General features: G+C 31.3%; 25 protein-coding genes, 1 pseudogene and 1 other annotated feature. Of the genes and pseudogenes, 1 reads left to right on the plus strand and 25 read right to left on the minus strand.

Features of this window, described 5'->3' with window-relative positions; all coding sequences use genetic code 11:
• From BR69_RS21195 to BR69_RS0110735, 12 genes and pseudogenes are all read right to left on the minus strand, one after another.
• Window positions 1-650, minus strand: a pseudogene (locus BR69_RS21195) (hypothetical protein); the annotation flags it as partial.
• A gap of 192 nt (window positions 651-842) precedes the next feature.
• Entirely contained in the window at window positions 843-2,192 is a 1,350-nt protein-coding gene (gene glmM, locus BR69_RS0110685; protein ID WP_027633180.1) for a phosphoglucosamine mutase, read from the minus strand.
• 361 nt (window positions 2,193-2,553) lie between these two features.
• Entirely contained in the window at window positions 2,554-3,375 is an 822-nt protein-coding gene (locus BR69_RS0110690; protein ID WP_027633181.1) for an ABC transporter permease, read from the minus strand.
• Between the two features lie 11 nt (window positions 3,376-3,386).
• A complete protein-coding gene (locus BR69_RS0110695; protein WP_084315431.1) occupies window positions 3,387-4,223 on the minus strand; it encodes an ABC transporter permease in 837 nt (278 codons plus the stop codon).
• 6 nt (window positions 4,224-4,229) lie between these two features.
• Window positions 4,230-5,228, minus strand: a complete 999-nt coding sequence (locus BR69_RS0110700) for an ABC transporter ATP-binding protein (protein ID WP_027633183.1) — start codon at window positions 5,226-5,228, stop codon at window positions 4,230-4,232.
• 20 nt (window positions 5,229-5,248) lie between these two features.
• On the minus strand, window positions 5,249-5,515 hold the full coding sequence (locus tag BR69_RS0110705; protein WP_027633184.1) for a hypothetical protein: 267 nt from the start codon (window positions 5,513-5,515) through the stop codon (window positions 5,249-5,251).
• A gap of 12 nt (window positions 5,516-5,527) precedes the next feature.
• Window positions 5,528-5,917, minus strand: coding sequence for an SHOCT-like domain-containing protein (locus tag BR69_RS0110710; RefSeq protein ID WP_027633185.1), 390 nt, complete (start codon window positions 5,915-5,917; stop codon window positions 5,528-5,530).
• A gap of 75 nt (window positions 5,918-5,992) precedes the next feature.
• The gene (locus BR69_RS0110715; protein WP_027633186.1) at window positions 5,993-6,355 is read right to left on the minus strand and encodes a DUF2089 domain-containing protein; all 363 of its coding nucleotides are present in this window, start codon (window positions 6,353-6,355) and stop codon (window positions 5,993-5,995) included.
• Between the two features lie 437 nt (window positions 6,356-6,792).
• A complete protein-coding gene (locus BR69_RS0110720) occupies window positions 6,793-7,578 on the minus strand; it encodes a Rossmann-fold NAD(P)-binding domain-containing protein (RefSeq protein WP_027633187.1) in 786 nt (261 codons plus the stop codon).
• Between the two features lie 22 nt (window positions 7,579-7,600).
• Complete coding sequence (locus tag BR69_RS21200; protein WP_027633188.1) at window positions 7,601-8,392, minus strand: hypothetical protein; 792 nt, start codon at window positions 8,390-8,392, stop codon at window positions 7,601-7,603.
• A gap of 15 nt (window positions 8,393-8,407) precedes the next feature.
• Window positions 8,408-9,154: a hypothetical protein gene (locus tag BR69_RS0110730; protein WP_027633189.1), complete on the minus strand. Its 747-nt coding sequence runs from the start codon at window positions 9,152-9,154 to the stop codon at window positions 8,408-8,410.
• Between the two features lie 9 nt (window positions 9,155-9,163).
• Window positions 9,164-9,784: a YhbD family protein gene (locus tag BR69_RS0110735; protein WP_027633190.1), complete on the minus strand. Its 621-nt coding sequence runs from the start codon at window positions 9,782-9,784 to the stop codon at window positions 9,164-9,166.
• Between the two features lie 180 nt (window positions 9,785-9,964).
• On the opposite strand from BR69_RS0110735, the gene BR69_RS0110740 reads away from it, so the two are divergent.
• Window positions 9,965-11,320: an alanine/glycine:cation symporter family protein gene (locus tag BR69_RS0110740; RefSeq protein ID WP_027633191.1), complete on the plus strand. Its 1,356-nt coding sequence runs from the start codon at window positions 9,965-9,967 to the stop codon at window positions 11,318-11,320.
• 122 nt (window positions 11,321-11,442) lie between these two features.
• Here the strand turns inward: BR69_RS0110740 and thrS are convergent, their stop codons facing one another.
• From thrS to BR69_RS0110805, 13 genes are all read right to left on the minus strand, one after another.
• Complete coding sequence (gene thrS, locus BR69_RS0110745; RefSeq protein ID WP_027633192.1) at window positions 11,443-13,380, minus strand: threonine--tRNA ligase; 1,938 nt, start codon at window positions 13,378-13,380, stop codon at window positions 11,443-11,445.
• Between the two features lie 162 nt (window positions 13,381-13,542).
• Window positions 13,543-13,760, minus strand: a binding site (T-box leader).
• 182 nt (window positions 13,761-13,942) lie between these two features.
• Window positions 13,943-14,479, minus strand: coding sequence for a hypothetical protein (locus BR69_RS0110750; RefSeq protein ID WP_027633193.1), 537 nt, complete (start codon window positions 14,477-14,479; stop codon window positions 13,943-13,945).
• Window positions 14,480-14,550: 71 nt separating this feature from the next.
• Entirely contained in the window at window positions 14,551-15,396 is an 846-nt protein-coding gene (locus BR69_RS0110755) for an AIM24 family protein (protein WP_027633194.1), read from the minus strand.
• Window positions 15,397-15,582: 186 nt separating this feature from the next.
• Window positions 15,583-16,635, minus strand: coding sequence for an oxidoreductase (locus BR69_RS0110760; protein ID WP_034849785.1), 1,053 nt, complete (start codon window positions 16,633-16,635; stop codon window positions 15,583-15,585).
• A 181-nt stretch (window positions 16,636-16,816) separates the two neighbouring features.
• A complete protein-coding gene (locus BR69_RS0110765) occupies window positions 16,817-18,370 on the minus strand; it encodes an ABC transporter permease/substrate-binding protein (protein WP_027633196.1) in 1,554 nt (517 codons plus the stop codon).
• Window positions 18,370-19,500, minus strand: a complete 1,131-nt coding sequence (locus BR69_RS0110770) for a betaine/proline/choline family ABC transporter ATP-binding protein (RefSeq protein ID WP_027633197.1) — start codon at window positions 19,498-19,500, stop codon at window positions 18,370-18,372. The genes BR69_RS0110765 and BR69_RS0110770 overlap by 1 nt, the downstream gene beginning before the upstream one ends.
• A gap of 670 nt (window positions 19,501-20,170) precedes the next feature.
• The gene (locus tag BR69_RS0110775) at window positions 20,171-21,724 is read right to left on the minus strand and encodes an ABC transporter permease/substrate-binding protein (RefSeq protein WP_027633198.1); all 1,554 of its coding nucleotides are present in this window, start codon (window positions 21,722-21,724) and stop codon (window positions 20,171-20,173) included.
• A complete protein-coding gene (locus BR69_RS0110780; protein ID WP_027633199.1) occupies window positions 21,724-22,854 on the minus strand; it encodes a betaine/proline/choline family ABC transporter ATP-binding protein in 1,131 nt (376 codons plus the stop codon). The genes BR69_RS0110775 and BR69_RS0110780 overlap by 1 nt, the downstream gene beginning before the upstream one ends.
• 336 nt (window positions 22,855-23,190) lie before the next feature.
• Window positions 23,191-23,721 (minus strand): 2-oxoacid:acceptor oxidoreductase family protein, encoded by a 531-nt coding sequence (locus BR69_RS0110785; protein ID WP_027633200.1) that lies wholly within the window; start codon window positions 23,719-23,721, stop codon window positions 23,191-23,193.
• Between the two features lies 1 nt (window position 23,722).
• Complete coding sequence (locus tag BR69_RS0110790) at window positions 23,723-24,472, minus strand: thiamine pyrophosphate-dependent enzyme (protein ID WP_027633201.1); 750 nt, start codon at window positions 24,470-24,472, stop codon at window positions 23,723-23,725.
• A complete protein-coding gene (locus BR69_RS0110795) occupies window positions 24,472-25,542 on the minus strand; it encodes a 3-methyl-2-oxobutanoate dehydrogenase subunit VorB (protein WP_027633202.1) in 1,071 nt (356 codons plus the stop codon). Before BR69_RS0110795 ends, BR69_RS0110790 begins: the two co-directional genes overlap by 1 nt.
• Before the next feature lie 20 nt (window positions 25,543-25,562).
• A complete protein-coding gene (locus tag BR69_RS0110800; RefSeq protein WP_027633203.1) occupies window positions 25,563-25,772 on the minus strand; it encodes a 4Fe-4S dicluster domain-containing protein in 210 nt (69 codons plus the stop codon).
• Window positions 25,773-25,879: 107 nt separating this feature from the next.
• On the minus strand, window positions 25,880-26,545 hold the full coding sequence (locus tag BR69_RS0110805; protein ID WP_027633204.1) for a nucleotide-binding protein: 666 nt from the start codon (window positions 26,543-26,545) through the stop codon (window positions 25,880-25,882).
• Window positions 26,546-26,694 lie beyond the last annotated feature (149 nt).

Genomic DNA, 26,694 nt, shown 5'->3' on the forward strand with positions numbered 1-26,694 from the left:
GCTCTTATTGTTACCGTATCAAAGATTCTTACGCTATCAGTATTTCCTGTTAATGGTCTTGTTACTATTGTATCTGTGATCTTTATGCTATCTGTTGTTCCACTTAAGGCTCTTATCGCTACCGTATCAAAGATTCTTACACTATCAGTATTTCCTGCTAACGGTCTTGTTGCTATTGTATCTGTGATTTTTATACTATCTGTGGTTCCACTTAAGGCTCTTATTGTTACAGTATCAAAGATTCTTACGCTATCAGTATTTCCTGTTAACGGTCTTGTTGCTACTGTATCTGTTATTTTTATACTATCTGTAGTTCCACTTAAGGCTCTTATTGCTACTGTATCTACTATTCTTACACTATCCGTGTCCCCTGTTAACGGCCTTGTTGCTATTGTATCTGTGATTTTTATACTATCTGTAATTCCACTTAATGGTCTTGTGGTCACAGTACCTGATATACTAACACTGTCTACATTCCCTTTTAGTGGTCTAATATCTAATGTACCTGTTATTCCACCTATATTAATAGTTGATAACTCTAATTTACCATCACTATCTACCTTGACTGGAATAGATTCTCCATTATTACTTCCAAATATCAAGGTCTTTAATTCTTCAGCCGAATTATTAAAAACCAAATAGTTTGGCATAAAGCTTCATCTCCTTCTTTGAAGAATAGATTCATAAATATTATATGTATACTTACTTATATTGTGTGGCAAATACTAGGTTATAAGGGGTTTAAACCTTGATTATACTAAATTTTTGACTACTCAAAAACTTCTTTAATGAGCATAATAAAAAGCCTGTTACCTTAAGTAACAAGCTTTTTTATTAATATATTAACAGTTAACTTTACTTTCTATAAGTTTTGCTAAGTTATGAGCCATTGCATCTATTTCTTCTTGATTTTCTCCCTCAAGCATTACCCTAACTAAAGGCTCTGTACCTGAAGGCCTTATAAGTACTCTTCCAACTCCATGAAGGGATTCTTCAATCTTCTTTATTTCGTTTTTTATTTCCTCATCTTTTTCATGAATATCTTTCATATCATTCGGTACCTTTGCATTAACTAAAACCTGTGGTAATTCCTTTATGTTTGATGCTAGTTCTGATAAAGTTTTTCCACTCTTTTTAACTATTGCAGCTAACTGAAGACCTGTAACAAGACCATCTCCTGTTGAGTTATGATCTAAGAATATAACATGACCTGATTGCTCTCCCCCTAGTTTATATCCACTCTTAACCATCTCTTCAAGAACATATCTGTCTCCAACCTTAGTTTTCACCACATTCACAGACTCTTTTTTCATAGCGATATCAAGTCCTAAGTTGCTCATAACAGTTACAACTAAAGTATCATTTTTTAATCTACCTTGCTTTTTAAATTCCTTGGCACATATTCCAAGAATAAAATCTCCATTTATAAGATTTCCCTTTTCATCCACTGCAAGGCATCTATCTGCATCTCCATCAAAAGCAAGACCAAGATCGCAGTTCTTTTTAACTACATATTCCATAAGTTCTTCTGGATGAGTAGAGCCGCAGTTTTTGTTTATGTTTACTCCATCTGGATCATTATTTATAACAACAACCTCTGCTCCTAAATCCCTAAATGTGTCTACTGCTGCTTCATAAGCTGCCCCGTTAGCACAATCTAAAGCTACCTTCATACCCTTAAAATCTACATTTATTGTAGATTTAGCATATTCTATGTACTCTTCTAGAGCTGACTCCTCAACTCTTTTTCTTCCAAGGTCTCCTCCCACTGGTACAGGAACATCCTTGAAATTATTTTCTATTACACTTTCAATATTATCCTCAAGTTCATCTGAAAGCTTATATCCTTTATTATCAAAAAACTTAATTCCATTATATTCTACTGGATTATGTGATGCTGATATCATAACACCTGCATCTGCTCCAAGTTTTCTTGTTAAATAAGCAATAGCTGGAGTTGGTACAACACCTAAGCATACCGCTTCTGCTCCAAAGGAAAGTATTCCTGAAACTAAAGCTGACTCAAGCATATCTCCTGATATTCTAGTGTCCATTCCTACAAGAATCTTAGGCTTATGTGTTCCTTCTGTTAATACATAGGCACCTGCTCTTCCTAAATTATAAGCAAGTTCTGCAGTTAATTCAGTATTTGCAATTCCACGTACTCCATCAGTTCCAAACATTCTACCCATAGCCTCTACCTCACTATTTAAAAATTTTTGTAAAAGTAATTTACCTATTATATTATACTATAGTTTTTTTAAGATTCCATAATATATATTGATTAAATTTATTTTTAATGTAATTTTAAGCTTAATAAATAAGTTTAACTTCTATTATTTTAACTATGTTTTTAGCAATATACATCCAATAATATCATTAATAATATTTCTAGAATTGGTATTTGCAGTTTATTTAATATATACACATTATTCTTTACATAAAAAAAGTGAAAGTCAATAATAATATATATCTCATTTAAAGCATTTTATTTATTATGATAATTTTTACCTTATAAAAAAAGACTAAAAGAAGCCTCGGCTTCCTTTAGTCTTAGTGTCCTGATAACATTCCCTTTTCCCTACATTTTCTTTCAACCCTCATAAATATTCCACGTCCTAAGATGTAAAATGCAAACATGGAAACAAATAATATAAGAAGTTGATATTTAAGATCTATAAAGGGCTCTTGGTTAATCATTATAGCTCTTAAACTATCATTTAAATAGGTTAATGGAATTAAAATTGATATGAAAAACATTCCCTTTGGTAATATCTTAACTGGAAAATTAGCTCCTGAAAGTCCCATTACAAGTATATTACTTAAATCTATTACAGTATTGGCATCTTTCATAAGAAGAACTAAGGCCGCTACCCCTATTCCTATTCCCATAATAGCTATAATTCCTGGTATTAAATAAAGAAGAATTCTAAATAGATTTATAGTTATTGTGAATCCAAATAAGAAATGACATATAATCATGGTAAGTATAATTTCAAATAGAGCCTCGCAAAATTGAAATAAAGCTGTCCCTATTAAAAACGCCATTTTATCTATTGGTGCACTCCAGTTTGCCTCAAGGGTTCCCTGCATCATTTCAGTTTTTAGAGTAAATCCAGTTGCCCATAAAGCTGTAGATACAAATGTACTTGCCATAAATCCTATTATTAAAAATCCCATATAATCTGAATTTCCTGTATAGGCTGTAAAGCCCCTAATTTCTCCATTTACCTCAAAAGCTTTTCCCATAAAATACATAGGAGAAAGCCATATTATTGGATCAACTAAAGGAAAAATTATATTAAGAGGATATCTAAAATAATATTTCATTTTCAAAATAAATCTAGCCTTTAAAAGTATAAAAAATTCTCTCATATAGCCCCCTCCTAAAACCTTTCAAGACTTCCAGAAAGCCTTACCTTTTTTTCTAAGGATGAAAATAAAATTCTTCCTATTATAAACATTACTGATCCAAGTAAAATACACATAAATATATCATAGGTAACTTCCCCTGAAGTTACTAAAGTACCATTTAAAAGCAGTTTTCTTGAAGCATTTATTCCATAGGTAAAAGGAAGAGTACTAGATACTACTTTCATCCACTCTGGAAGCATAATTATAGGATAGGATACCCCACAAAATATAGTTATAATTCCTCTTATGATTTGTACTGTAGCACCAGCTTCCTTTGCTACTAGTATTAAAGAAGAAAACATAAGTCCAAACCCATAAACTCCTGGAAGGAATATTAAAAATGATACTATCCATCCAAGTGGGGTTGCATTAAAAGTAACCCCATAAATATACTTATATTCTAATATACTTATTACAAGGCTAATTAAACTAGTTGCTATGCTAAAGATACCTTGTCCTATAAAAAGGTCAAATTTATTTATAGGACATAACCAATTAGACTCCAGAGTCCCTCTAGTTTGTTCACTTCTAAGGTAACTTCCAAAACTCCACATGGTCATATTTACCCAAGACCAAACCATGGTTCCAATAATTACATACCCTATATAGCTTTCAGTCCCCGCTATATTTTTAAATGTATCATATCCGCTTCCATCTGGTCCTGCCATGGCAATTCCTGCTGCCACGTAGAAAAATGGTATTATAAGAGGCCATATAAAACTTGCTATTATCCATGAGGGATATCTAATATACTGAATAAACTCCTTTTTAAAAGAAGCCCTAATAACTTTTATCCTATCTATGATAATCCCCTCCTAATCCCTTAAACTCTTACCTGTAAGATTTATGAATACATCCTCAAGGGAAGGTTCTTCTACCTTTATATTAAGAAGCTTTATGCTGTGTTTTATTAAAATATTTATTATTTCTTGTATTATTTCCTCTCCATCATTATGGTGGATTATAATTTCATAAGCTCTATTTTCTGATTTATATTCACTATTGATATTTTCAACATAACTTATGGTTTTTACATCTTCTAGTACTTTATCATTACAATTATCTATGGTAATTTTTAAGATCTTTACTTTGCTTATGCTTTTCTTAAGATTTTCTGGTGTGTCTAAGGCTATTATCTTTCCTCCATCTATGATTGCTATTCTGTCACAGAGAAAATCTGCCTCTTCCATATAATGAGTTGTTAGTAGAACTGTTCTTCCTTCTTCTTTTATCTCCATTATTATTTCTCTTAAGTTTATTGCTGATTGGGGGTCTAGTCCTAAGGTAGGTTCATCTAATAATACTACTGGTGCTCCTGGTATAAGTGCCTTTCCAAGAGCTATCTTTTGTTTCATTCCTGTGGAGTATTTTTCAACTAGTACATCTGATTTCTCTTCCATCTGAAACCTTTTGATAATTTTATTCGCTCTTAACTTTGCCTCCTTTGTATCACATCCATACAATGCTGCAAAATACTCAAGGTTCTCTCTTCCTGTAAGCTTCCAATATATACTTCTATCTCCTGCTAAAACAGTCCCTATATTTTTTAATGATTTTTTCTGATTCTTATTTACATCTTGTCCCATAACCATAACTTCGCCAGTAGTTGGCATTAAAAGCCCTGTAATCATCTTTATTGTGGTGGTCTTACCGGCTCCATTAGGTCCTAAAAGGCCAAATATTTCTCCCTTTTTTATATTAAAATTAATATTATCTACAGCTTTAAATTCTTTAACTTCTAAGGTTTTAAAAAACTTTTTCTTTCTAGTTATAAAAATCTTACTTAAATTTTTAACTTCTACGCTGTTTTCCATTCCCTCTGTCCCCCTTACCCCTATACTGTTATTTTAATTTCTGTACCACTTTTTTCTTTAATCTCAACTATATTAAGCCCCTTGAAGCCTTTAAGGTCTTTGATGCTTCTACATAGTAAATCAAAATTAATACAATCTAAAATCTTTTTTAACTTCTCATCATCTTCTTTCCTAGCCACACGGTATATTAAAGGTTTTGATACTCTTAAAGATACCGTGACTAAGCTTAAAGGAACTGGAATTTTTATAGGTCTTTTTCTTTCTTTATTCTTTATTACTATCTTCATATTTCCCCCAAACTACTCTATAAAAATTCTGACCTTATCTCCATCTCCTGAATTTACTTCCACTATATTACCTATAATATTATTATCTAAGGCTGCTATTAAAGTATTCATTAAAGCCTCCTTGTCAATCCCCTTCATATTTCCAACATTTATAGGAAGTTCTTTGCATGATTTTAAAACCCCTTTTATAAAACTTATTGGAAGATTTACTGAAACATCATCTCCATCACTGGATAAAACCTTTACCTTAAGAATCCTCTTTTCATAGTCTTCTGGAGATTCACTTACAGAACCTGATGTCTCCTTTTCCTGTTTTAATGCTGCTATAAGCTCTTCTGCCTTTTCCCCTGAAATCTTACCTTCCTCAACCATTTTTAATACTCTTAATAAATCCTCTTTCATAATACACCCTCCTATTGCACATTTCATAATATTCTTGAAATTGAACTTAATCTAAAACCTTGCAACAAGCAAGGCTTATTCCCTTAGAAGTTTAATTGCCTCTTCTGTGGTTATTTCACCCTTTTCTAAGGCGTCTAATACCTTTAAAGAATCCTTGTTTTCTCCCTTTGGCTTATCATATCCAAGAGAAACTAATACCTCATCCAGCTTTCCTCTAACTGTTGGATAAGAGATTTTAAGTTCCTTCTCCACATCCTTTATATTACCTCTACATTTTAAAAATACTTCTATAAACTTTAGTTGATCCCTGGTAAGATACTCGAATTTAGACATATGGAAATCATTTTCTATAATTGTATTACAGCTTTCACATTTTAGCCTAGTTATCTTAAGTTTCTTAGAACATACAGGGCATTTACTTATAACCTCATATCCCATGTTTAACCACCTCTGTATCTTTAGTATATACTGTCTAATTAAAATTTTCAATATATATTTTAAATATTTTAATTTTTATATTCTAATTTATTAATATATTTAAATCTATAATTAATATATTAAATATGAATATTGATTTCTTTAATATTATAGTTAATAAATTTAATATTTAAGTTAATTCTTCCTTAACTTAAAGTACTATACAAGGTTTTAATATAAATAATTACCTTATTCATTGAACTGTCGTTCATTGATAGTGCTTTAGACAGGGAAATAAATTCAATTTTAATGATTTAACATATGTATAATTTAATCCATAGAATTAAAACTTTCTAATTATTTTTAATTAAAGCTTAAGGCTAATAATTAGCTATAATGTAAACATTAAAGTACTACACTGTCTTACTTTAATGTTTACATTATAAAACCTTTCATACCTATTGAACCTTTACCTCTTCCTTTACTACTCCACCATTTTCTATTATTATTTCATCAGTGTATTCTACCTTATCTATTACAGATCCCTTTCCCACAACTACCTTTTTTCCTCTTATAATATTACATCTAGTGTAATTAACCTCTACATAATCCCCTTCTATAAGTTCTGTATTTAACACTCCATTATTTATATTTACTAAGGATAATATATATCTTAAGAACCCACCATTATTTCTTACTCTTTTTATTATTATTTTTTCTCCTCCGATTTCTTTAGCATAACAGTCCCCTGCTAAGCCTATATCAATGACATCGGCTGTAAGAAGCCCTCTTATATTGAATCCCCCTTGAGATATGAATCTCTCCCCTTCACAGTCTCCGCCTGACTTTAGAGATCCACATATGTCTATATCATTAACATAGATACCTTCTCCGATTTTCATGGATCCAGACACGTTAAGAGATTTACCTTTAACTCTGCCTTCTACCTTAGTTGATCCACTTGTATGAATATTTCCTCCTTCTAAGTTTCCTCCCACACTAGCTGATCCCGAAAACTTAAAATCTCCGCATTTTATATTACCCTGAATAGAAGCACTACCGCTAACCTTACCTGTAATTGTTTCTAAACTTCCCCTTAATGCCCCTGACCCACTTACTTTAAACTCTGAACATATTACATCTCCATTTATTTTTCCAGATCCGCTTATTTTTACTGAGTCATACTTTCCTCCTGGCATTGTAGAAGAACCTGATATTTTCAAATCCATTAATTTCTCTTCCATAATTTAATACCCTCCCATTGCATTATAATTTTATAATCTCTTTAACTGTAGATAGGGGACTTATCTCTATTTTTTCTTTATACTCTACTTTGTCTATCTCACATTTTTCTCCTATTTTTATGAAATTACCTCTTACCTCTTTAACCTTTATATTAGAAATATCTATCATATCTCCCTCTATAAAATCAGTAACAAGTCCATCATAATTACTTCCACCATTTATAAACCCTCTTATTAAGTTAAGAAGTTTTTCGCTAACCCCATCCTTATATCTTATAACTATTTCTGATCCTCCAATTTCTTTTATATAGGAAAATTTACTAGCAGCTATATAAATTTTCTCACCATTTAATAATCCTTTAACATTTATTAACCCTCTGCAATCTAGTTCCTCTACCTGAAGATTTTCTTTTATAAAAATAGCCCCTTCACAGTCTACCGCTCTTGAGTTCAAACTTTCCTCTATCTTCACATATCCATTCACATCAAAGCTATCTCCTTGAGTTTCCCCTTTAATTTTTGCTACTCCATTAACCTCAAATTTACTAAAGGTAAGCCCTCCGATAAAGGATGAAGTACCATCTACAGCTATTTTTTCTCCATGAACTTCATCAGTGAAGCGGCCCATTCCATTTATTTTTAAATATGAAGTGTTAATCTTACTTCCTGCTTTTAAAAATCCATTTACCTCCATAGATTCGCAACTAAGATCTCCTACGGTTTTCCCTCCACCATTTACAACTATATCTCTATATCTTCCTCCTGCAATCTTAGAAAATCCATCTATTTCTATATCCATTAAATCTTTTTCCACACTTCATCACCTACCTTAAAATTTTATAACTTCTTTAACCTTAGCCTTATGGCTTATATTAACCTGATCTCTATAATGAAGGTTATCTATCACACAATAATCTCCTACATTAACAACATTACCTCTGACACTCTTTACTGTTACATTATTTATATTTATTTCATCTCCTTCAATAAACTCTGAAACAAAGGAATCATTTCCTAGATTCTTTGAAGTTGAAATAATTTCTATAACGCCTCCCCCAATTTCTTTTACATAGGATTTAGAGGAAGATTCTATAAATACATTTTCTCCATTTAATAATCCTTGAATTTTTATAATTCCATCACATTCTATACTCTCTACAGTAACATCCTTAGTAGCTGTTAAACACCCTCCAACTTCTACACTCTCGCAGTTTAAAATTCCCTCAATATCAACCTTACCATTTATTTCTAATCTTTCTCCCTTTATCTCCCCTATAGCAGAAACTCTTCCATTCACTTCCATAGAGCTAAATATTAAGCCATTTTTAAAACTAGCTGCCCCATTAACCTCTATTTCTTCCCCTTGGGCAAATTCACTAATATTTACTGCCCCATTTACTTCTATGGATTCCCCATATATTTTATATTTAGATTCTAATACTCCATTAATCATTAATGATTCACATCTTACATTTCCAGATAAATTAGCACGTCCATATATATCTATATCTTCATACTCCCCACTCTCTATAGTACCTGACCCATCAATACTCAAACCTCTCATTTCTTCTTTCATACCATTTACCTACCTTTCAAGCTTTAATTTTAATTCTTCAATAAAAGTCTTTAGTGTAGTCTTTATGATAATTTTTCCTTCTTCTTCTATATAAAAATTCTCATTAACATCTCCAAGAACCCATATGCCAATTCCAAACTTTCTAAGAAGAATTATTTCATAATCTTTATCTTTAAACTCAGTAGTACTTAAAAGCTTTATAAGACTCTTTCCCTCATCAAAACTTATATTCCCTGATTTTAAAAGATCATCAAGAATATAAGGAATAAGAATATTATCAAACCCAAACTCTTCTAATGGTTCATATATACTTTCATATATTTCTAATGCTCTATTAGATACAATGTTTTTTATTAATATTTCATCCTTTGATAAACTAACCTTTGATGGTGTTGAAGAGAATACATCAGCTAAATCATCCAAGGATAAATTATCCTTCATATCCTTTATCTTTTCTATTCTCTCTAATATCTTTTCCCTTGGAAAATACGTTTCTTGTCCCGTATAACTAGACTTTTTTATAAACCACTCCTCAGGTATTATATTCTTCCTCTTCCATCTATATAGCTGACCATAGGAGATTCCAGTTACATTTAAAAGTTCTTTTTTTGATATTAAATCTTCGCTCATTGTTACACCTCCTATTTTCAGTGTAACAAAACATTGTTACGTTGTAAATAGGTTTATTCTATTATATATATAAATAACTAAAATTTATATATATAATAAAACCCTTAGTACTAAAATTGATAATTTGGAATATATTGTTTGTAAAGATTATAAATTTATAAATTAATAGGAGGATTTTTTATGAATACCTTAGTAATAGTCCAAAAAATTAATTCTTTCTTCTGGAACTTCCTTCTTCTATTCCTTCTTTGTGGTACTGGAGCCTATTTCACTTTTAAACTTAGATTTGTACAAGTACGAAAATTTAAAGAGAGTTTTAAAAAGGTTTTTGGTAGTATAAAATTCAAGGGGGAGAGAGCTGGAAATGATGGTATGAGTTCTTTTCAATCCTTAGCCACAGCTATAGCTGCTCAGGTTGGTACTGGAAATCTAGCTGGAGCTGCTACAGCCATAGCCTCCGGTGGTCCTGGCTCTATATTTTGGATGTGGGTAAGTGCCTTCTTTGGTATGTCTACTTCCTTTGCTGAAGCTACCCTTGCACAAAAATATAAAACTCAAGTTAATGGGGACGTAGTTGGTGGACCTTCTTATTATATTAGATCTGCATTTAAAGGAAAATTAGGTTCTATTCTTTCTAAACTTTTTTCCATATTTGCTATTTTCGCCCTAGGCTTTATGGGTAGCATGGTTCAATCCAACTCCATAGGTACTGCTTTTAACACTGCCTTTAATTTTAATCCCTTAATTGTCGGAATTATATTATCTATAATTTGTCTTTTTATATTTTTAGGTGGTCTTGGAAGAATAGCATCTGTAACAGAAAAACTAGTCCCAATAATGGCCGCTTTTTATATAATAGGTGGTGTTTTTGTAATACTTTTAAATATTTCTTCCTTTGGAGAAGCTATGAAAATGATATTTGTAGGTGCATTTAACCCTCAAGCTATCCTTGGTGGTATCATTGGTTCCAGTATAAAGGATGCCATAAGATACGGGGTTGCTAGGGGACTATTCTCTAATGAAGCTGGTATGGGTTCTACCCCTCATGCTCATGCCATGGCTAAGGCTAAACACCCTGTAGATCAAGGTATATTTGCCCTTATGGGAGTATTTGTTGATACATTTATAATACTAACAATTACAGCTTTTGTTATATTAACCACTGGTGTTCTTGATGGAAAAACTACTGGAATAGAGCTTACACAAGCTGCATTTACTAAAACTCTAGGATCTTTTGGTGGAATTTTTATTGCAATTTGCCTACTGTTTTTTGCTTTTTCCACTATAATCGGTTGGTATTTCTTTGGAGAAGCTAATGTTAAATTTCTTCTTGGAAAGAAAGCTACAAAAATCTACGCTATTATAGTAGCTATATTTGTAGTTATAGGCTGCACATTAAAGGTAGAAATTGTATGGGAACTTACAGATATGTTTAATGGTTTTATGGTTATACCAAACTTACTTGCCCTCTTAGCTTTAAGTGGTGTTGTATCCTCTTTATTAAAGGAACATGAAACCACTAAAAAAATTGAATAAAACATCTTCTTATAATAGTATTATTAGTTAAATATTATTTAATAGAGTATCCCCTAATAAATTTTCTTTATAAAAAGCTATCTTAAAGAAGGATTCTCCTCCTTTAAGATAGCTACTTTAATTTAGTTATTCACTTTTTCTCTTATTTCTTCTAATATCTTCTCTTCAAAGCCTTCTATAGATAGTATACCTAAGTCTTCCCCTCTTCTTCTAACTGCTACATTATTATTTTCTTCTTCTTTTTCTCCAACAATTAGAAGGTAAGGTATTCTTTCCATTCTTCCTTCTCTTATCTTGTATCCTATCTTCTCAGCTCTATAATCAGCTTCTACTCTTATGCCCTTATTTCTAAGGTTCTTAACTACACTTTCTGCATAGTCATGATATTTTTCTGATATTGGTAGAACCTTAACTTGAGTTGGGCTAAGCCATATTGGGAATGCTCCTGCATATTTTTCTATAAGCATAGCTAAAGTTCTCTCATAACATCCTATTGAGCTTCTATGGATTATAAATGGTCTCTTTTTACTTCCATCTGCATCTACATAGCTCATATCAAATCTGTCTGCTAAGGCAAAATCTAGTTGAACTGTTATTATTGTATCTTCCTTGCCATGAACATTCTTAAATTGAATGTCTAGCTTAGGTCCATAGAATGCTGCTTCTCCATCAGCTTCCTTATAGTCTAATTCAAGTTCATCTAATATAACCTTCATTTCCTTTTGAGTGCTTTCCCAAGCCTCTGGGTTATCTATATATTTACCCTTGTTGTTTGGATCCCACTTAGAGAATCTATAACTTACGGAATCTTGTATTCCTAAAGTAGTCATTATATGCTTAACTAAGTCTACAGCCTTCTTGAACTCTTCATTAACTTGGTCTGGTCTACATATTATGTGACCATCAGCTAAAGTAAACTGTCTTACTCTTATAAGACCATGCATTTCTCCTGAAGATTCCTTTCTACATAAAGTAGAAGTTTCTGCATATCCTATTGGAAGGTCTCTATAGCTGTGTTGCTCCGCCTTATATATTAAATATTGGAATGGGCATGTCATTGGTCTTAATGCCATAGCCTCTTCCTCATTATCCTCATCTCCTATTATGAACATTCCATCCTTATAGTGAGACCAGTGTCCTGAAATCTTATATAAATCACTCTTCGCCATTATAGGAGTCTTAGTTAAAACATATCCTCTCTTCTCTTCCTCATCTTCAACCCATCTTTGAAGAAGTTGAAGAACTCTAGCTCCCTTTGGCATTATAAGAGGAAGTCCTTGACCTACTATATCAGAAGTTGTAAATATTCCAAGCTCTCTTCCTAGCTTATTATGATCTCTTTTCTTAGCTTCTTCCTTCATCTTTAGGAATTCTTCTAAATCAGAAGCCTTAGTAAATGCTGTTCCATATATTCTAGTAAGCATCTTATTATTTTCATCGCCTCTAAAATAAGCTCCTGTAAGCATAGTAAGCTTAACTGCTTTAACTGGCTTTGTTGTCATAAGGTGAGGACCTGCACATAGGTCTACAAACTCTCCCATTTTATAGAATGATAAAATTTCATCCTCTGGAAGATCATTTATAAGTTCAACCTTATACTCTTCATTCTTTTCATTCATAAGACTTAAAGCTTCATTTCTAGGAAGAATAAATCTCTCTATTGAAAGATTTTCTTTAACAATCTTTTTCATTTCAGCTTCTATCTTAGGAAGATCTTCTTGAGTTATAGGTTCCTCAAACTCTACATCGTAATAAAATCCTTCTTCTAAGGCTGGTCCTATAGCAAGTTTTGCCCCACTATATAATCTTTTAACAGCTTGAGCTAATATATGAGCTGCTGTATGTCTAAAAGCTTCTCTTCCTTCTTCATTATCAAAGGTTACTATACTAACCTCACTATCTTTCTCTATTTCAAATCTTAAGTCTTCAACTTTTCCATCTACAATCCCTGCACAAGCAACTCTTGCAAGACCTTCACTTATGTCCTTTGCAAGATCAATAACTGATATTTTGCTTTCATACTCTTTTACAGATCCATCTTTTAAAGTTATTTTTATCATATATTTCTCTCCCTTCTTTTCCTTAGATTAACCATTAAAAACTATTATGATACTTTTAATACTTTTTAATGGTTAACCTTTTGTGGTAACTAAATCTTAAAATATTTGTATTTAATAATTTATATTTCTAAATTAAAAAAACTCCCATCCCTTCCTATTACAGAAAGGGACGAGAGCTGAATTCCCGTGGTTCCACCCTAGTTTCCTAAATTAGATAAATTAAATTTAGGACTCATTAAAGCATATAACGGTGCTTACCGTACTGTATTAAAGTCACTCAGAGGTGGTTTTCATTTATGGTTATTTAAGGTTAATTACAGCTACATAACCTCTCTCTGTAAATAATTCACACAAACTACTGTCCTCTTCATTGCATTTACATTTTAAATTGACTTTATTATAGCATACTATTCTATAAAGTCAACACTGTTAATAAAACTATTATACACATATAAACCCTATATGTTAAGGGATTTCTCTAAAATAAAATATATGTTTTAATATTTTATAACATATGAACTACCACTGAAACAAGAATCAATAACTTAGCAATAAAGGTGTATTATAATAATGCAATAGGCTCTAAATATACACTAAACTCCTTAACATTCTCTCTTAAGATAAGGGAATTTATTAACTCTCTTTTTCTCCTACCCTTAAGTTCTAGATTTTTTCCCTTAAAGGTTTTTAAAGAATCCCTTATTCCCTTAGATTTTATATTCTTTATAAATGCCATTTCATATTCTGTAACATATTTTTTTATTATAAAACTTGGGATTAAAGAAATTCCAATATCTACGGTATCTAAAATTACCTCTGATGCAACAGACACTGGATAACCTCTTTTTTTATTAACCTTAAGAAAGCTTATTAAATAAGAAGCCGCCATTATATTCCTATTACATCCTTTTTCTACTGTTGGAAGACTCTTAAACATTGAGAAAAACTCTTCTCTTACCTCATTTAGTATCTTAGGAATTTCCTTATTATCATAAGACTTTTTCATAACTTTCTTTAAAGGAAGCTCTCCATAGGAGAGAAGTTTCTTTGCCTTTTCCTCTTGTTCCCCTTCCTCATAATGATAAAGTGAATCCTCCATTGAAAAAACCTCATTTTAATTACTTCATCATCTATTATATGAATCTCATAAAAAAATATTACAAAATTTAATTATTTATTTCCTTGATTAGTATTTATAGTTCCTGAAGGATTTGTCATACCTTTTAAATTAAACCCTGATATATTTTCATAAATATGAGATGTTGGAATAAGCCAAACTTCTCCTGTTCCTCTAAACACACTTAAAAGTCCTTCTCCACTAGTTCCTGTTCCTATCCATGATTTTGCTGATTTTTCTACTGTGAAATCTATTCTTCCACTTCTTAATATGGCAAAGTTTCCATCTACCTTTAATTCATCATCTATTAGTTTAACTTTTATAACCTCTGATTCTGGTACTGGTAACTCTAAAACTGCAATCCCCGTTCCAGAAATTTTAGTTTGAAAGAAACTTTCATTTCCAAAAAAGGCAGAGGATAAGCTCTTTTGAGATGATACCCCTACTTCTACCCCCTCTTCACAGGCGTAGAATAATCCATCATCAACAACTACAGATTCATCTTCTAACTCTATAAGAGCATAATGACCAAAGGAAGGTTCAAGAAAAATCTCTCCAGTACCATTATATAATGGCTTAAAGGCTTTTTCATTAGTCAATTTACTAGAGATAAGTTTTTTCCCAAGCCCTACTATGCCACCCATTCTACTATCAATTTCTATATCACCTTTCATAAATTGAAGAGCTCCCGCTTCTAATCTCACAGCTGCATCCTTTAACAGTATTCTTATCTGCCTTAGCTTTATATTAGAATCAGTCATAAAAGACAATGCAAAAGCTGTACTTAAATCTTTTCCTCCCCTTAAGCTATCATATTCTAAAACCTGAAATACAGTATCAAGACCTACCATTTCATCTATTTTGGTTATATTATTTTTAGATTTTAAGCTTGTCCTCATATTTATTCACTCCTCAATTACATATCATGTGCCCTTTAGCTTTTCACAATATTATAAGTAACTATCACTTTAGTAATTTATAATAATATATAGTATTCATATTTCTAGATCGCTTGTCCTTATAAATTATAAACAGTTTCTTAAAAGTTATTCACAACTTTTAAGAAAACTTACCTGTTTTGTGGATTAATTAAACTCTTCTATTCTCCCTTCATTAGAGCTTTTTATAGCAAGTTCTATTATCCTTATGGTATCCCTAGCTTCTTCTGGTTTTACCACTAGCTCTTCCTCACCCTTTATGGTATTAAGAATATTTTTATAATAACTTGTGTAATCACCAACTTCACTTACAACTTTTTCTCTTATGACTTCTCCATTAATTTCTGTATGTATTGTTCCATAAAGTTCCTTTGGTTCTACCCCAAAGTCTGATACAGCAACTGGTCTTATTCCATCCCTAAGCTTTCCCTCTTGAATATCCATTCCATATTTAATAAAGGATCCCTTATCCCCAAGCAAAATAAAATGAGGTAGTTCCTCTCTAACAAGCATTCCTGCCTTAAGGTTAACTTTTAAATTAGGATAATATAATATTACTTCAAAATTGTCTATTGTGTCTCCACCCTGCCTTTGGATTCTTACATCTCCAAATACTTTCTTAGGACATCCAAATAAGTTTGTGGCCTGGTCTATTAAATGAGCTCCTAAATCATATAATATTCCTGATCCTGGAACGTTTTTTTCTCTCCATGCCCCTTCTTTAAAATAATTTCTAAATCTATCAAAATGAGCCTCATACTCAACTAAATTTCCTAGCTTTCCTTCATGAATGATTTTCTTTACTGTTAGAAAGTCACTATCCCATCTTCTATTATGATATACAGATAGAACTAACTTCTTTTCCTCTGCAAGCTTTATTAATTCCTCTGCCTCTTTACTTTCTATGGTAAAAGGTTTTTCTACAACCACATGTTTTCCATAATTTAAAGCAACCTTAGCAAATTCATAGTGCTGATTATTTGGAGTAGCTACCACAACTAAATCTATACTTTCATCTAACCATATGTTATTTAAATCATTGACTACCTCTACCCCTTGGTACTCCTTTATAGCCTTCTCTTTTTTTTCACTACTAGTTGTATATATCTTTTTAAGATTTAACCCATGAACACTAGTTATTGTAGGGGCATGAAACACCTGTCCTGAAACACCAAACCCTATTAATGCTACATTTATCATGATATCAACTCCTTATTTTTTTATGTTTTACTTACATTATACCCTAATTAAATTTATATTAATAACTATAATTATCGGAATATATTTCATATAAAATTCATGAATTTATACTTCTCCACCCTAAATAATATCTATATAAAAAAGAACTTAAAGAAAATAAATTCTCTAAGTTCCCTTATGATTACTTAATAAATCCTGATTCTCTTAAAAAATCCTTAGCTACCTTAGCTGGATCTTCCCCTAGTTTATCTACCTTATAATTTAACTCTCTCATGGTTTCATCATTTATCTTTCCTGCTAATTCATTTATTATTCCCTCAAGTTCTGGATGCTTTTCTAAGGTTTCTTTCCTAAATATAGGTGCTGCATTATATGGAGGGAAGAAATTTTTATCATCCTTTAGAACCTTTAAATCGAATGCTTTAATTAGTCCATCTGTAGAAAAAGCATCTATAACATCACTTTTATTATTATTTATAGATGTATATCTAAGTCCACCATCTACTGCATCTACAGATTTAAAGTTCATGTTATAATCCTTTGAAAGCCCTATAAATCCATCTTCTCTATTGGTAAATTCTATAGTAGCCCCAAGTCTTAAGTCCTTACTTACTCTTGCAAGATCTGAAAAAGTTTCTAATTTATATTTATCAGCTAAGTCCTTTCTAACTGCAAGAGTATAGGTATTATTAAAACCTAAAGGTTTTAAATATTCTATATTATATTTATCACTATACTCTTTCTTTACAACATCATAAGTCTTATCTCCATCTTTTATAGCTTCCATCTTTAATACATTAACAAGAGATGTTCCTGTATACTCTACAAAACCATCAATCTCTCCACCTTTTATTGCACTAAAGGTTACATTACTCCCGCCTAAATTAAGCTTTCTTTCAACTTCAAGGTCTGTTCTATCCTCAATTAAGTCAGACAATATATTTCCAAGTATAAGTTGCTCTGAGTAATTTTTAGATCCTATTACAATTTTATTCTTATTACTTTTAAACATATTAGAAAAAGATAAAAAAACTATTACTATAATCAATATTGCACTTATTACTTTAAATGTTTTGGAAACTCTTCTATTATTTTTACCATCTGTTACACCATTTGGTGTTACTGCAAGTTCTATTTTTCCTATTATAAAATCTATAGCTAAAGCAAGGATACATGCTGGTATTGCCCCTGCAAGTATCATATTATTATCAACAGTTTGAACTCCTGAGAATACTAAATATCCAAGACCTCCTGCACCTACAAAGGCTGCTATAGTCATAGAGCCTACTGCAGTAACTGCTGATATTCTTATACCTGCCATTATTACTGGCAAAGCTAGGGGAATTTGAATCATTCTAAGAACCTGACTCCTAGTAAGTCCTATTCCTGTTGCCGCCTCTAACATACTATCATCTATGCTTTTAAGTCCCGTATAAGTATTTTTTACTATAGGTAAAAGAGCATATAAAACTACCATAACTATAGCTGGCTTACTCCCTATTCCAACTACTGGTATAAGAAGTCCAAGTAAAGCAAGACTCGGTACAGCTTGAAGTATATTAGTAATTCCAAGTACATATTTAGATGTCTTTTTATATCTAGTTATAAGTATACCTAAAGGCACTCCTATAATAGTAGCCACTAAAACCGCAAGAATAGTAAGCTGTATATGTTCTAGGAATAGCTTAAAGATTTGTTCTTTTCTTTGTATCATAAAATCTATAAAAGCACTCATTACTCTGTTACCTCCTCTTCATCAATATATTTCTCACTCATAACAGAAATAACGCTACTTCTTGTAACTAATCCTTTTAATTTTTTATCTGAATCTACAACTGGTACATATCCTATATTGTTATTATTCATAGTTTTTAAAATATCCACAATACTTGAATCTTCATCCACAGTTATGAGATCTTTTTCCATTATCTCTTCTATAGTAGAATTATTATTGCCCTTCCTTCTTATGGCTTTTATTGTTACTATACCTTTTAATACATTTTCCTTATCCACTATCATAAGACTATCTACCTTATTATTTCTCATTATTTCAATACTTTGAAGAACATTTCTTCTTCCATTAGTAGTTACAGGATTTTTAATCATAACATCCTTTACTCTTATGTATTCTGGATTGTTCCATATTCTATCCTTACCTATAAAATTCTCCACAAATTCATCTGCTGGATTTCTTAATATATTTTCTGGAGTATCATATTGAGCTATCCTACCTTTATTCATTATACATATCCTGTCTGCTAGCTTTATAGCCTCATCCATATCATGAGTTACAAATACAATTGTCTTTTTAACTTCCTGTTGAAGATTAAATAGTTCTTCTTGAAGTGAATTTCTTGTGATTGGATCTAATGCACTAAAAGGTTCATCCATAAGTATTATGTCAGGATTAGTAGCAAGAGCTCTAGCAAACCCAACCCTTTGTTGTTGTCCTCCACTAAGTTCTCTTGGATATCTATCCATATATTTCTCTGGCTCTAATCCAACTAAGGTTAATAGTTCTCTAACTTTTTCTTCTATCTTACTCTCTTTTGTTTTAATTAATTTTAGTATAATTCCTATGTTCTCCTTTATAGTCATGTGCGGAAATATTCCTGTCTGCTGTATTACATATCCTATTTTTCTTCTAAGTTTTACAGAATCAATATTTGAAATATTTTCTCCATTTATCTCTATACCCCCACTAGTTGGTGTTATTAGCTTATTTATCATCTTAAGAGTTGTGGTTTTACCACAACCACTAGGACCTATAAACACTACAAACTCCCCATCATTTATTGTTAAGTTAAATTTCTCTATAATAGTGTTCTTATTATAGGATTTTTCTATATCCTTAAAAACTATCATTCTATGTCCTCCTTATCCTATATAAAATAAAGTTAATCTTTATATGAATATTTTTCTCTATATAAAAGACTTAACTTCTAAATACAGTATTATTTCTATATTATGCTTATATAAATAAATTCCTATTAAAATCTGACAACTTTATTGTATCATATAAGTTGTCTAATTGAAAATTTTTATATACATAGTATTTAACTAAGTATTAATATTTATTAACATTTAGTTGAATATTATGAACAAAAATACCTATGAAAATGTTTTAAATAAGATAGTTTTTATAATATAGTTCTGCTTTAAATACCATATAGGGTTATAAGTTTTAAAATTACTTCATAATATCTATCCAAATCAAGGATATTTTTAATGAATAAGTTAAGGCTTTATATTAAAGCTCTATATAGGGTTTTTGATTTAAAACTTATCTTATGCACTACTTAAGTTCTAGGGATTTAAAGGATCTAAGTGCATTTATAAGTTAAGATTCAAGATAGAAATCCTATATAGGGATTTAATAATACTTTTTAACTTATTCATTAAAGTTTTATTGATTTATCTTAATTTATCAAAGTGTATACATTAACTTTTGCACTTAAAACTTTATATAAAATTTAAGTTTTTCCTTATAAAAAAAGGAACTTAAGGAAAATAAATTCCCTAAGTTCCTTTATGACTATTTAATAAATCCTCTACCCTTTAGAAAACTCTTAGCTACATTAGCTGGATCTTCTCCAAGTTTATCTACCTTATAATTTAACTCCCTCATAGTCTCTTCATCTATCTTATCTTCTAATTCATTCATTATATCTTCAACTTCTGGATACTTTTCTAATACTTCCTTTCTAAATATAGGTACAGCACTATAAGGTGGGAAAAACCCCTTATCATCTTCAAGAACCTTTAAATCAAAAGCCTTAAGTAACCCTTCTGTAGAAAATGCATCTATCACATCACTTTTTCCATTATTTATAGAAGTGTATCTAAGCCCACCATCTATTGCATCTAAAGATTTAAATTTCATATTATAATCCCTTGCAAGTCCTATAAAGCCATCTTCTCTATTGCTAAATTCTATAGTTGTTCCAAGTCTTAACTTATCGCTTACCTTTGCAAGATCTGAGAATGTTTCTAAATTATATTTAGAAGCTATATCTTTCTTTACTGCAAGGGTATATGTGTTGTTGAAACCTAAGGGTTTTAAATATTCTATATTAAACCTATCCCTATACTCCTTTTTTACTACATCATAAGCTTTATCTTTATCTTTAATAACATCCATTTTCAAAATATTAACAAGAGATGTTCCAGTATATTCTACAAATCCATCAATCTCTCCATTATTTATAGCACTGAAGGTTACATTACTTCCCCCTAAGCCAATTTTTCTTTGGACATTAATATCTGTTCTATCCTCAATTAAATCTGATAGCATATTTCCAAGTATACGTTGTTCAGAATCACTTTTAGACCCTATAACAATAGTATTTTTATTACTCTTAAACATATTAGAGATTGAAAGAATTACTATTGCTATAAGTAATAATGAAGTTATAACTTTGAAAGTCTTAGAAACACCTTTCTTATTATTATCATCTATTAATCCATTAGGTGTTACTGAGAGTTCTATTTTTCCTATTATAAAATCTATAGCCAAAGCAAGAATACAAGCTGGTATTGCTCCTGCTAGTATCATATCATTATTAACAGTTTGAACTCCAGAAAACACTAAATATCCAAGACCACCTGCTCCTACAAATGCAGCTATGGTCATAGATCCTACTGCCGTTACTGCAGATATTCTTATTCCTGCCATTATTACTGGTAAGGCTAACGGAATTTGAATCATTCTAAGAACTTGACTTTTAGTAAGTCCTATTCCTGAAGCTGCCTCTAGCATCTCCTTATCTATATTTTTAAGACCTGTATAAGTATTTTTCACTATAGGTAAGAGAGAATATAAGACCACCATAACTATTGCGGGTTTACTTCCTATTCCGACCAAAGGTATAAGTAATCCAAGTAAAGCAAGACTTGGTACTGCTTGAAGTATATTAGTAACCCCAAGGACATATTTAGAGGCATTTTTATATCTAGTTATAATTATCCCCAAAGGAACTCCTATAACAGCAGCTAATAAAACTGCAAGTACTGTGAGGTATATATGTTCTATTAATAGCTTAAATATCTCCTCTTTTCTTTCTATAATAAATTCCATAAATGTACTCACTACTCTTTCCTCTCTTCCTCATATATATACTTCTCACTCATAACAGAAATAAGGCTGCTTCTTGTAACTAATCCCTTTAACTCACAGCTTGAATTTATAACTGGAACATAACCAATATTATTGTTATTCATGATCTTTAAAATATCCACAATGTTTGAATTTTCATCCACAGTTATAAGATTTTTTTCCATTATATCTTCTATATTAGAGTTATCGTTTATATATGCTTTTATCGACTTTATTGTTACTATTCCTTTTAATAGGTTTTGTTTATCTACAACCATAAGGCTATCAACCTTATTATTCCTCATTATTTCTATACTCTGGAGGACATTTCTTCTTCCATTAGTTGTTATAGGATTCTTAATCATAACATCCTTAGCTTTTATATATTCAGGGTTATTCCATATTCTATCCTTTCCTATGAAACTTTCCACAAATTCATTTGCCGGATTCCTTAGTATATTTTCTGGGGTATCGTATTGATAAATCTCTCCCTTATTCATTATACATATCTTATCTGCAAGCTTTATTGCCTCATCCATATCATGGGTTACAAAAACAATTATCTTTTTAACCTCTTGCTGAAGATTAAATAATTCTTCTTGAAGGGAATTTCTTGTTATTGGGTCTAATGCACTAAAAGGTTCATCCATAAGTATTATATCTGGATCTGTAGCAAGGGCTCTAGCAACTCCAACCCTTTGTTGTTGACCCCCACTAAGTTCTTTTGGATATCTATTCATATATTTTTCTGGCTCTAGTCCAACTAAGGTTAATAATTCTCTAACCTTTTCATCTATTTTATTTTCTTCTGTTTTAGTTAATTTTAGTATGATTCCTATATTCTCTTTTATGGTCATATGAGGAAAAATTCCTGTTTGTTGTATAACATATCCTATGTTTCTTCTAAGTTTCACAGAATCAATATTTGCTATATCTCCTCCATCTATTTCTATATTCCCACTAGTTGGAGTTATAAGTTTATTTATCATCTTAAGCATGGTTGTTTTACCACAACCACTTGGTCCTATAAATACTACAAATTCTCCATTATTTATTGTTAAATTAAATTTCTCTATAATAGTATTTTTGTTATAGGATTTTTTTATATTATTAAAGACTATCATTCTTTGCCTCCTCATTCTCTATAAAGTAAAAGTAACCTTTGAATGAATATCTTACTTCACCCAAAGGTTGAAATCTAAAAACATAAATTTTACAACTTTATTATACAATAGGAGTTGTTTAAGTGAAAATTTTATTCTTTATAGTAGTTAACTAAACTTTAAGATTTATTAACACTTAGTTAACTACTATAAGTTAATTTAATTATGTAAACATTTCACAAGTATTAGTTTTACAAATTACCTAAATATTAATACCTATTCTTCATATATATGTTCAAAAAATATTAAAAAATAACTGGTTAACTAAAAGTTAACCAGTTATTTTTACCTATTGAATTATTTAACGTAAGATGCTCCAACTTCTAAAGCTTTCTTATTTAACTCAAAGAACTTCTCTTTTCCATGATCTCTAAGGGCACCTAAAAGTACATCCATCTCAACTATTTTAGTTTTAGCAACTACTGCACCTAAAAGTACCATATTAGCTATTTTAGTAGATCCAAGCTTTGCTGCTTCTGTTTGTGCTGGTATCTTTATAACTTCTATGTCCTCTCTCTTTGCTTCTCTTGTTACTAAATCACAATCCATTATTAATAATCCATTCTTCTTTATTGAATCCTCAAATTTATCTAAAGAAGGTCTGTTCATAACTATTAATGAATCTGGAGATATAACTATTGGGGAACCTACTGACTCATCAGTTAGTATAACTGAACAGTTAGCAGTACCTCCTCTCATCTCTGGACCATAAGATGGTAACCAAGAAACACTTAAGTTATCATCCATTCCAGCATAAGCTAGAAATTTAGCCATGGAAAGTATACCTTGTCCTCCAAAACCTGCAAATAACATTTCTTGAGTTGCCATATTATTTCACCTCCCCAGTTGTGTCCTTCTTAACTCCTAAAGGATAGAAAGGCATCATATTTTCTCTTAACCATTGTAGAGATTCTTCTATATTTAATCCCCAGTTAGTTGGGCATATAGATAATACCTCAACCATTGAGAAACCTTTTCCTGCTATAGCATTTTCAAAAGCCTTCTTTATAGCTTTTTTAGTTTTTATTACATTAGGAACATTATCAACGGATACTCTTTCTACATAACAAGCTCCATCTAAAGTAGATAACATTTCTGATACTCTCATTGGATGACCTTGTACTTGTACATCTCTTCCAAATGGTGATGTTTCCGTTACTTGTCCTGCTAATGTTGTAGGTGACATTTGTCCACCTGTCATACCATATATACAGTTATTTACGAATATAGTAACTATATTTTCTCCTCTTGTTGCTGCATGAACTATTTCAGAAGTACCAATAGCTGCTAGGTCTCCATCTCCTTGATAAGTAAATACTACCTTATCTGGATTTGATCTTTTTATTCCAGTAGCAACAGCTGGTGCTCTACCATGAGCTGCTTGGAACATGTCAAATGCAAAATAATCATATGCAAGAACTGAGCATCCAACTGGAGCAACTCCTATAGTTTTATCTAAAACATTTAACTCTTCTAAAACCTCTCCAACTAATCTATGGATTATACCGTGAGTACATCCTGGACAGTAGTGGGTTGGCCTATCTAATAAAGCTTTAGTTGGTTCAAATACTATAGCCATTACTTAGCACCTCCTACTATTTCCTTAGCCTTAGCTAATATTTCAGCTGGCGTTGGAACCATTCCACCTGTTCTTCCGTAAAAATCAACAGGTTTTCTTCCATTTGAAGAAAGTTTTACATCCTCAACCATTTGTCCACAACTCATTTCTACTGATAAGTAGCCATGTTTAGTGTTACCCACAGTTTTATCAAAGGCTTCTTGTGGGAATGGCCATATAGTTATAGGTCTTATTAAACCTAACTTTATTCCTTCTTTAGCTGCAAGCTTTATAACATTGTTACATATTCTTGCTGTTGTTCCGTAAGCAACCATTATAAGGTCACATTCTTCTTCACAGTTAAATAATTCATATCTAACTTCATTTTTCTTTATTTCATCATACTTAGCTTGAAGTTTATTATTATGGTTTTCTAACGCTTCTGGTTGTAAGAATAAAGAGTTTATTACATTATGCTCTTTTCTTCCTCCTAAACCATTAGCAGCCCAAGTTTTCTCTGGAAGTTTCTTAGCTTCTCTTTCCTTAAACTCAACAGGCTCCATCATTTGTCCAAGCATTCCATCTCCCATAACCATTACAGGAGTTCTATATATATCTGCCACATCAAAGGCATCTTGAATTATATCAACCATTTCTTGTATTGATGCAGGTGCATATACAGGCATATTAAAATCACCATGTGCTCCACCCTTAGTTGCTTGGAAGTAGTCAGATTGTGCTGGCTGTATTCCTCCAAGTCCTGGGCCTCCTCTAACTATGTTTATTACAACACATGGAAGCTCAGCTCCTGCTATATAAGAAATCCCTTCGGCTTTTAAGCTTATTCCTGGTGAAGAAGATGATGTCATACATCTAACTCCTGTACCAGCTGCTCCATAAACCATATTTATAGCTGCTACTTCACTTTCAGCTTGAAGAAAAACTCTACCTATTTGAGGCATTCTCTTTGATAAATATGCTGAAACTTCTGTTTGTGGTGTTATTGGATATCCGAAGAAACTCTGGCATCCAGCTTTTACAGCTGCTTCACCTATGGCCTCGGTTCCTTTCATTAAAACCTTTTGTCCCATTATAAATCCCCCTCCTAAGATTATTTCTCAACTGTTATAACTAAGTCTGGACACATTCTTCCACAAGATGCACAACCTATACAATCCTTCATCTTGTCTTCTGTAACTGTTGCTGGATGATAACCTTTTTCATTTAATCTATCCGCAAAAGTTATGATTTTCTTTGGACACGCTATAACACATTGTCCACATCCCTTACATCTTTCTTCTCTAAAGGTAACTCTTGCCATAATACACACACCCTCCTTTAAACGATTACAAGAAATACTATTATACTTTTCGTATTTAGTATGACTATTTATTTAATTTCATAGAATATATTTTCTATGAAGGTTTATTATCTCCAAGGTGGTCTCATATAAATATCTATTCCAAATACCTCTTCTCCATGAACCTTCCCCTTAATTTCTTCTACCATATCATTTCTACAAACTGTATACTTATAGGGGATATTAAGCTTTTTAGATAATTCTAAAACCTCTTTGTCTCCTTTTAGTACATTATCTATGGTAGTTTCATAAGATAAGTTAGTATTTGATATAAAATGAGTAACCTTAAGTCTTGAGGCTTTTTCTATAGATCCTATATATTCTTCTACTCCATTTTTATCTGATGTAAATGGTCTTGTAGTATTAACCACAAAGAACATATCATAAGGTTCTTCCTTGAAAAATCTATTATATTGTCCAAGTACTACAGCTCCCATATCATCTCCACCAATGTCTATTACAACTTCATGGGATTTATCATTAAAAGCTGAATTTACTTCTGGTGGTACAACCATAAGCTCTGCATTAGACCAATGTGGATTGGCAGCTATAACCTTTACCCCTTGAGCTTCTAATTCCTCTTTTAACTCTCTAACACAAAAATAAGGATTAACTATGTCAATATCTACAAGAGTTACTTTTTTACCTTGCTTTGCAAGACTTAAAGCATAATTTATGGATATTTCTGTTTTTCCACTTCCAAAGTGTCCTGTAAAAACCCTTATTCTACTCATAAGTACTCCTTTCAAGGAAAATGTAATCCTTTTTTATTAATTTATACTTTAATTATATATTATATAGCCCTTACTTTAAAAGACAAAAAGTCATATTTTTTATTCTAGTAATTTGTCTGTTTAGAAATGCCCTGCCTGAATTTTTAGTA

Source organism: Clostridium hydrogeniformans DSM 21757 (assembly GCF_000686705.1).
Taxonomy (GTDB): domain Bacteria; phylum Bacillota; class Clostridia; order Clostridiales; family Clostridiaceae; genus Clostridium_Z; species Clostridium_Z hydrogeniformans.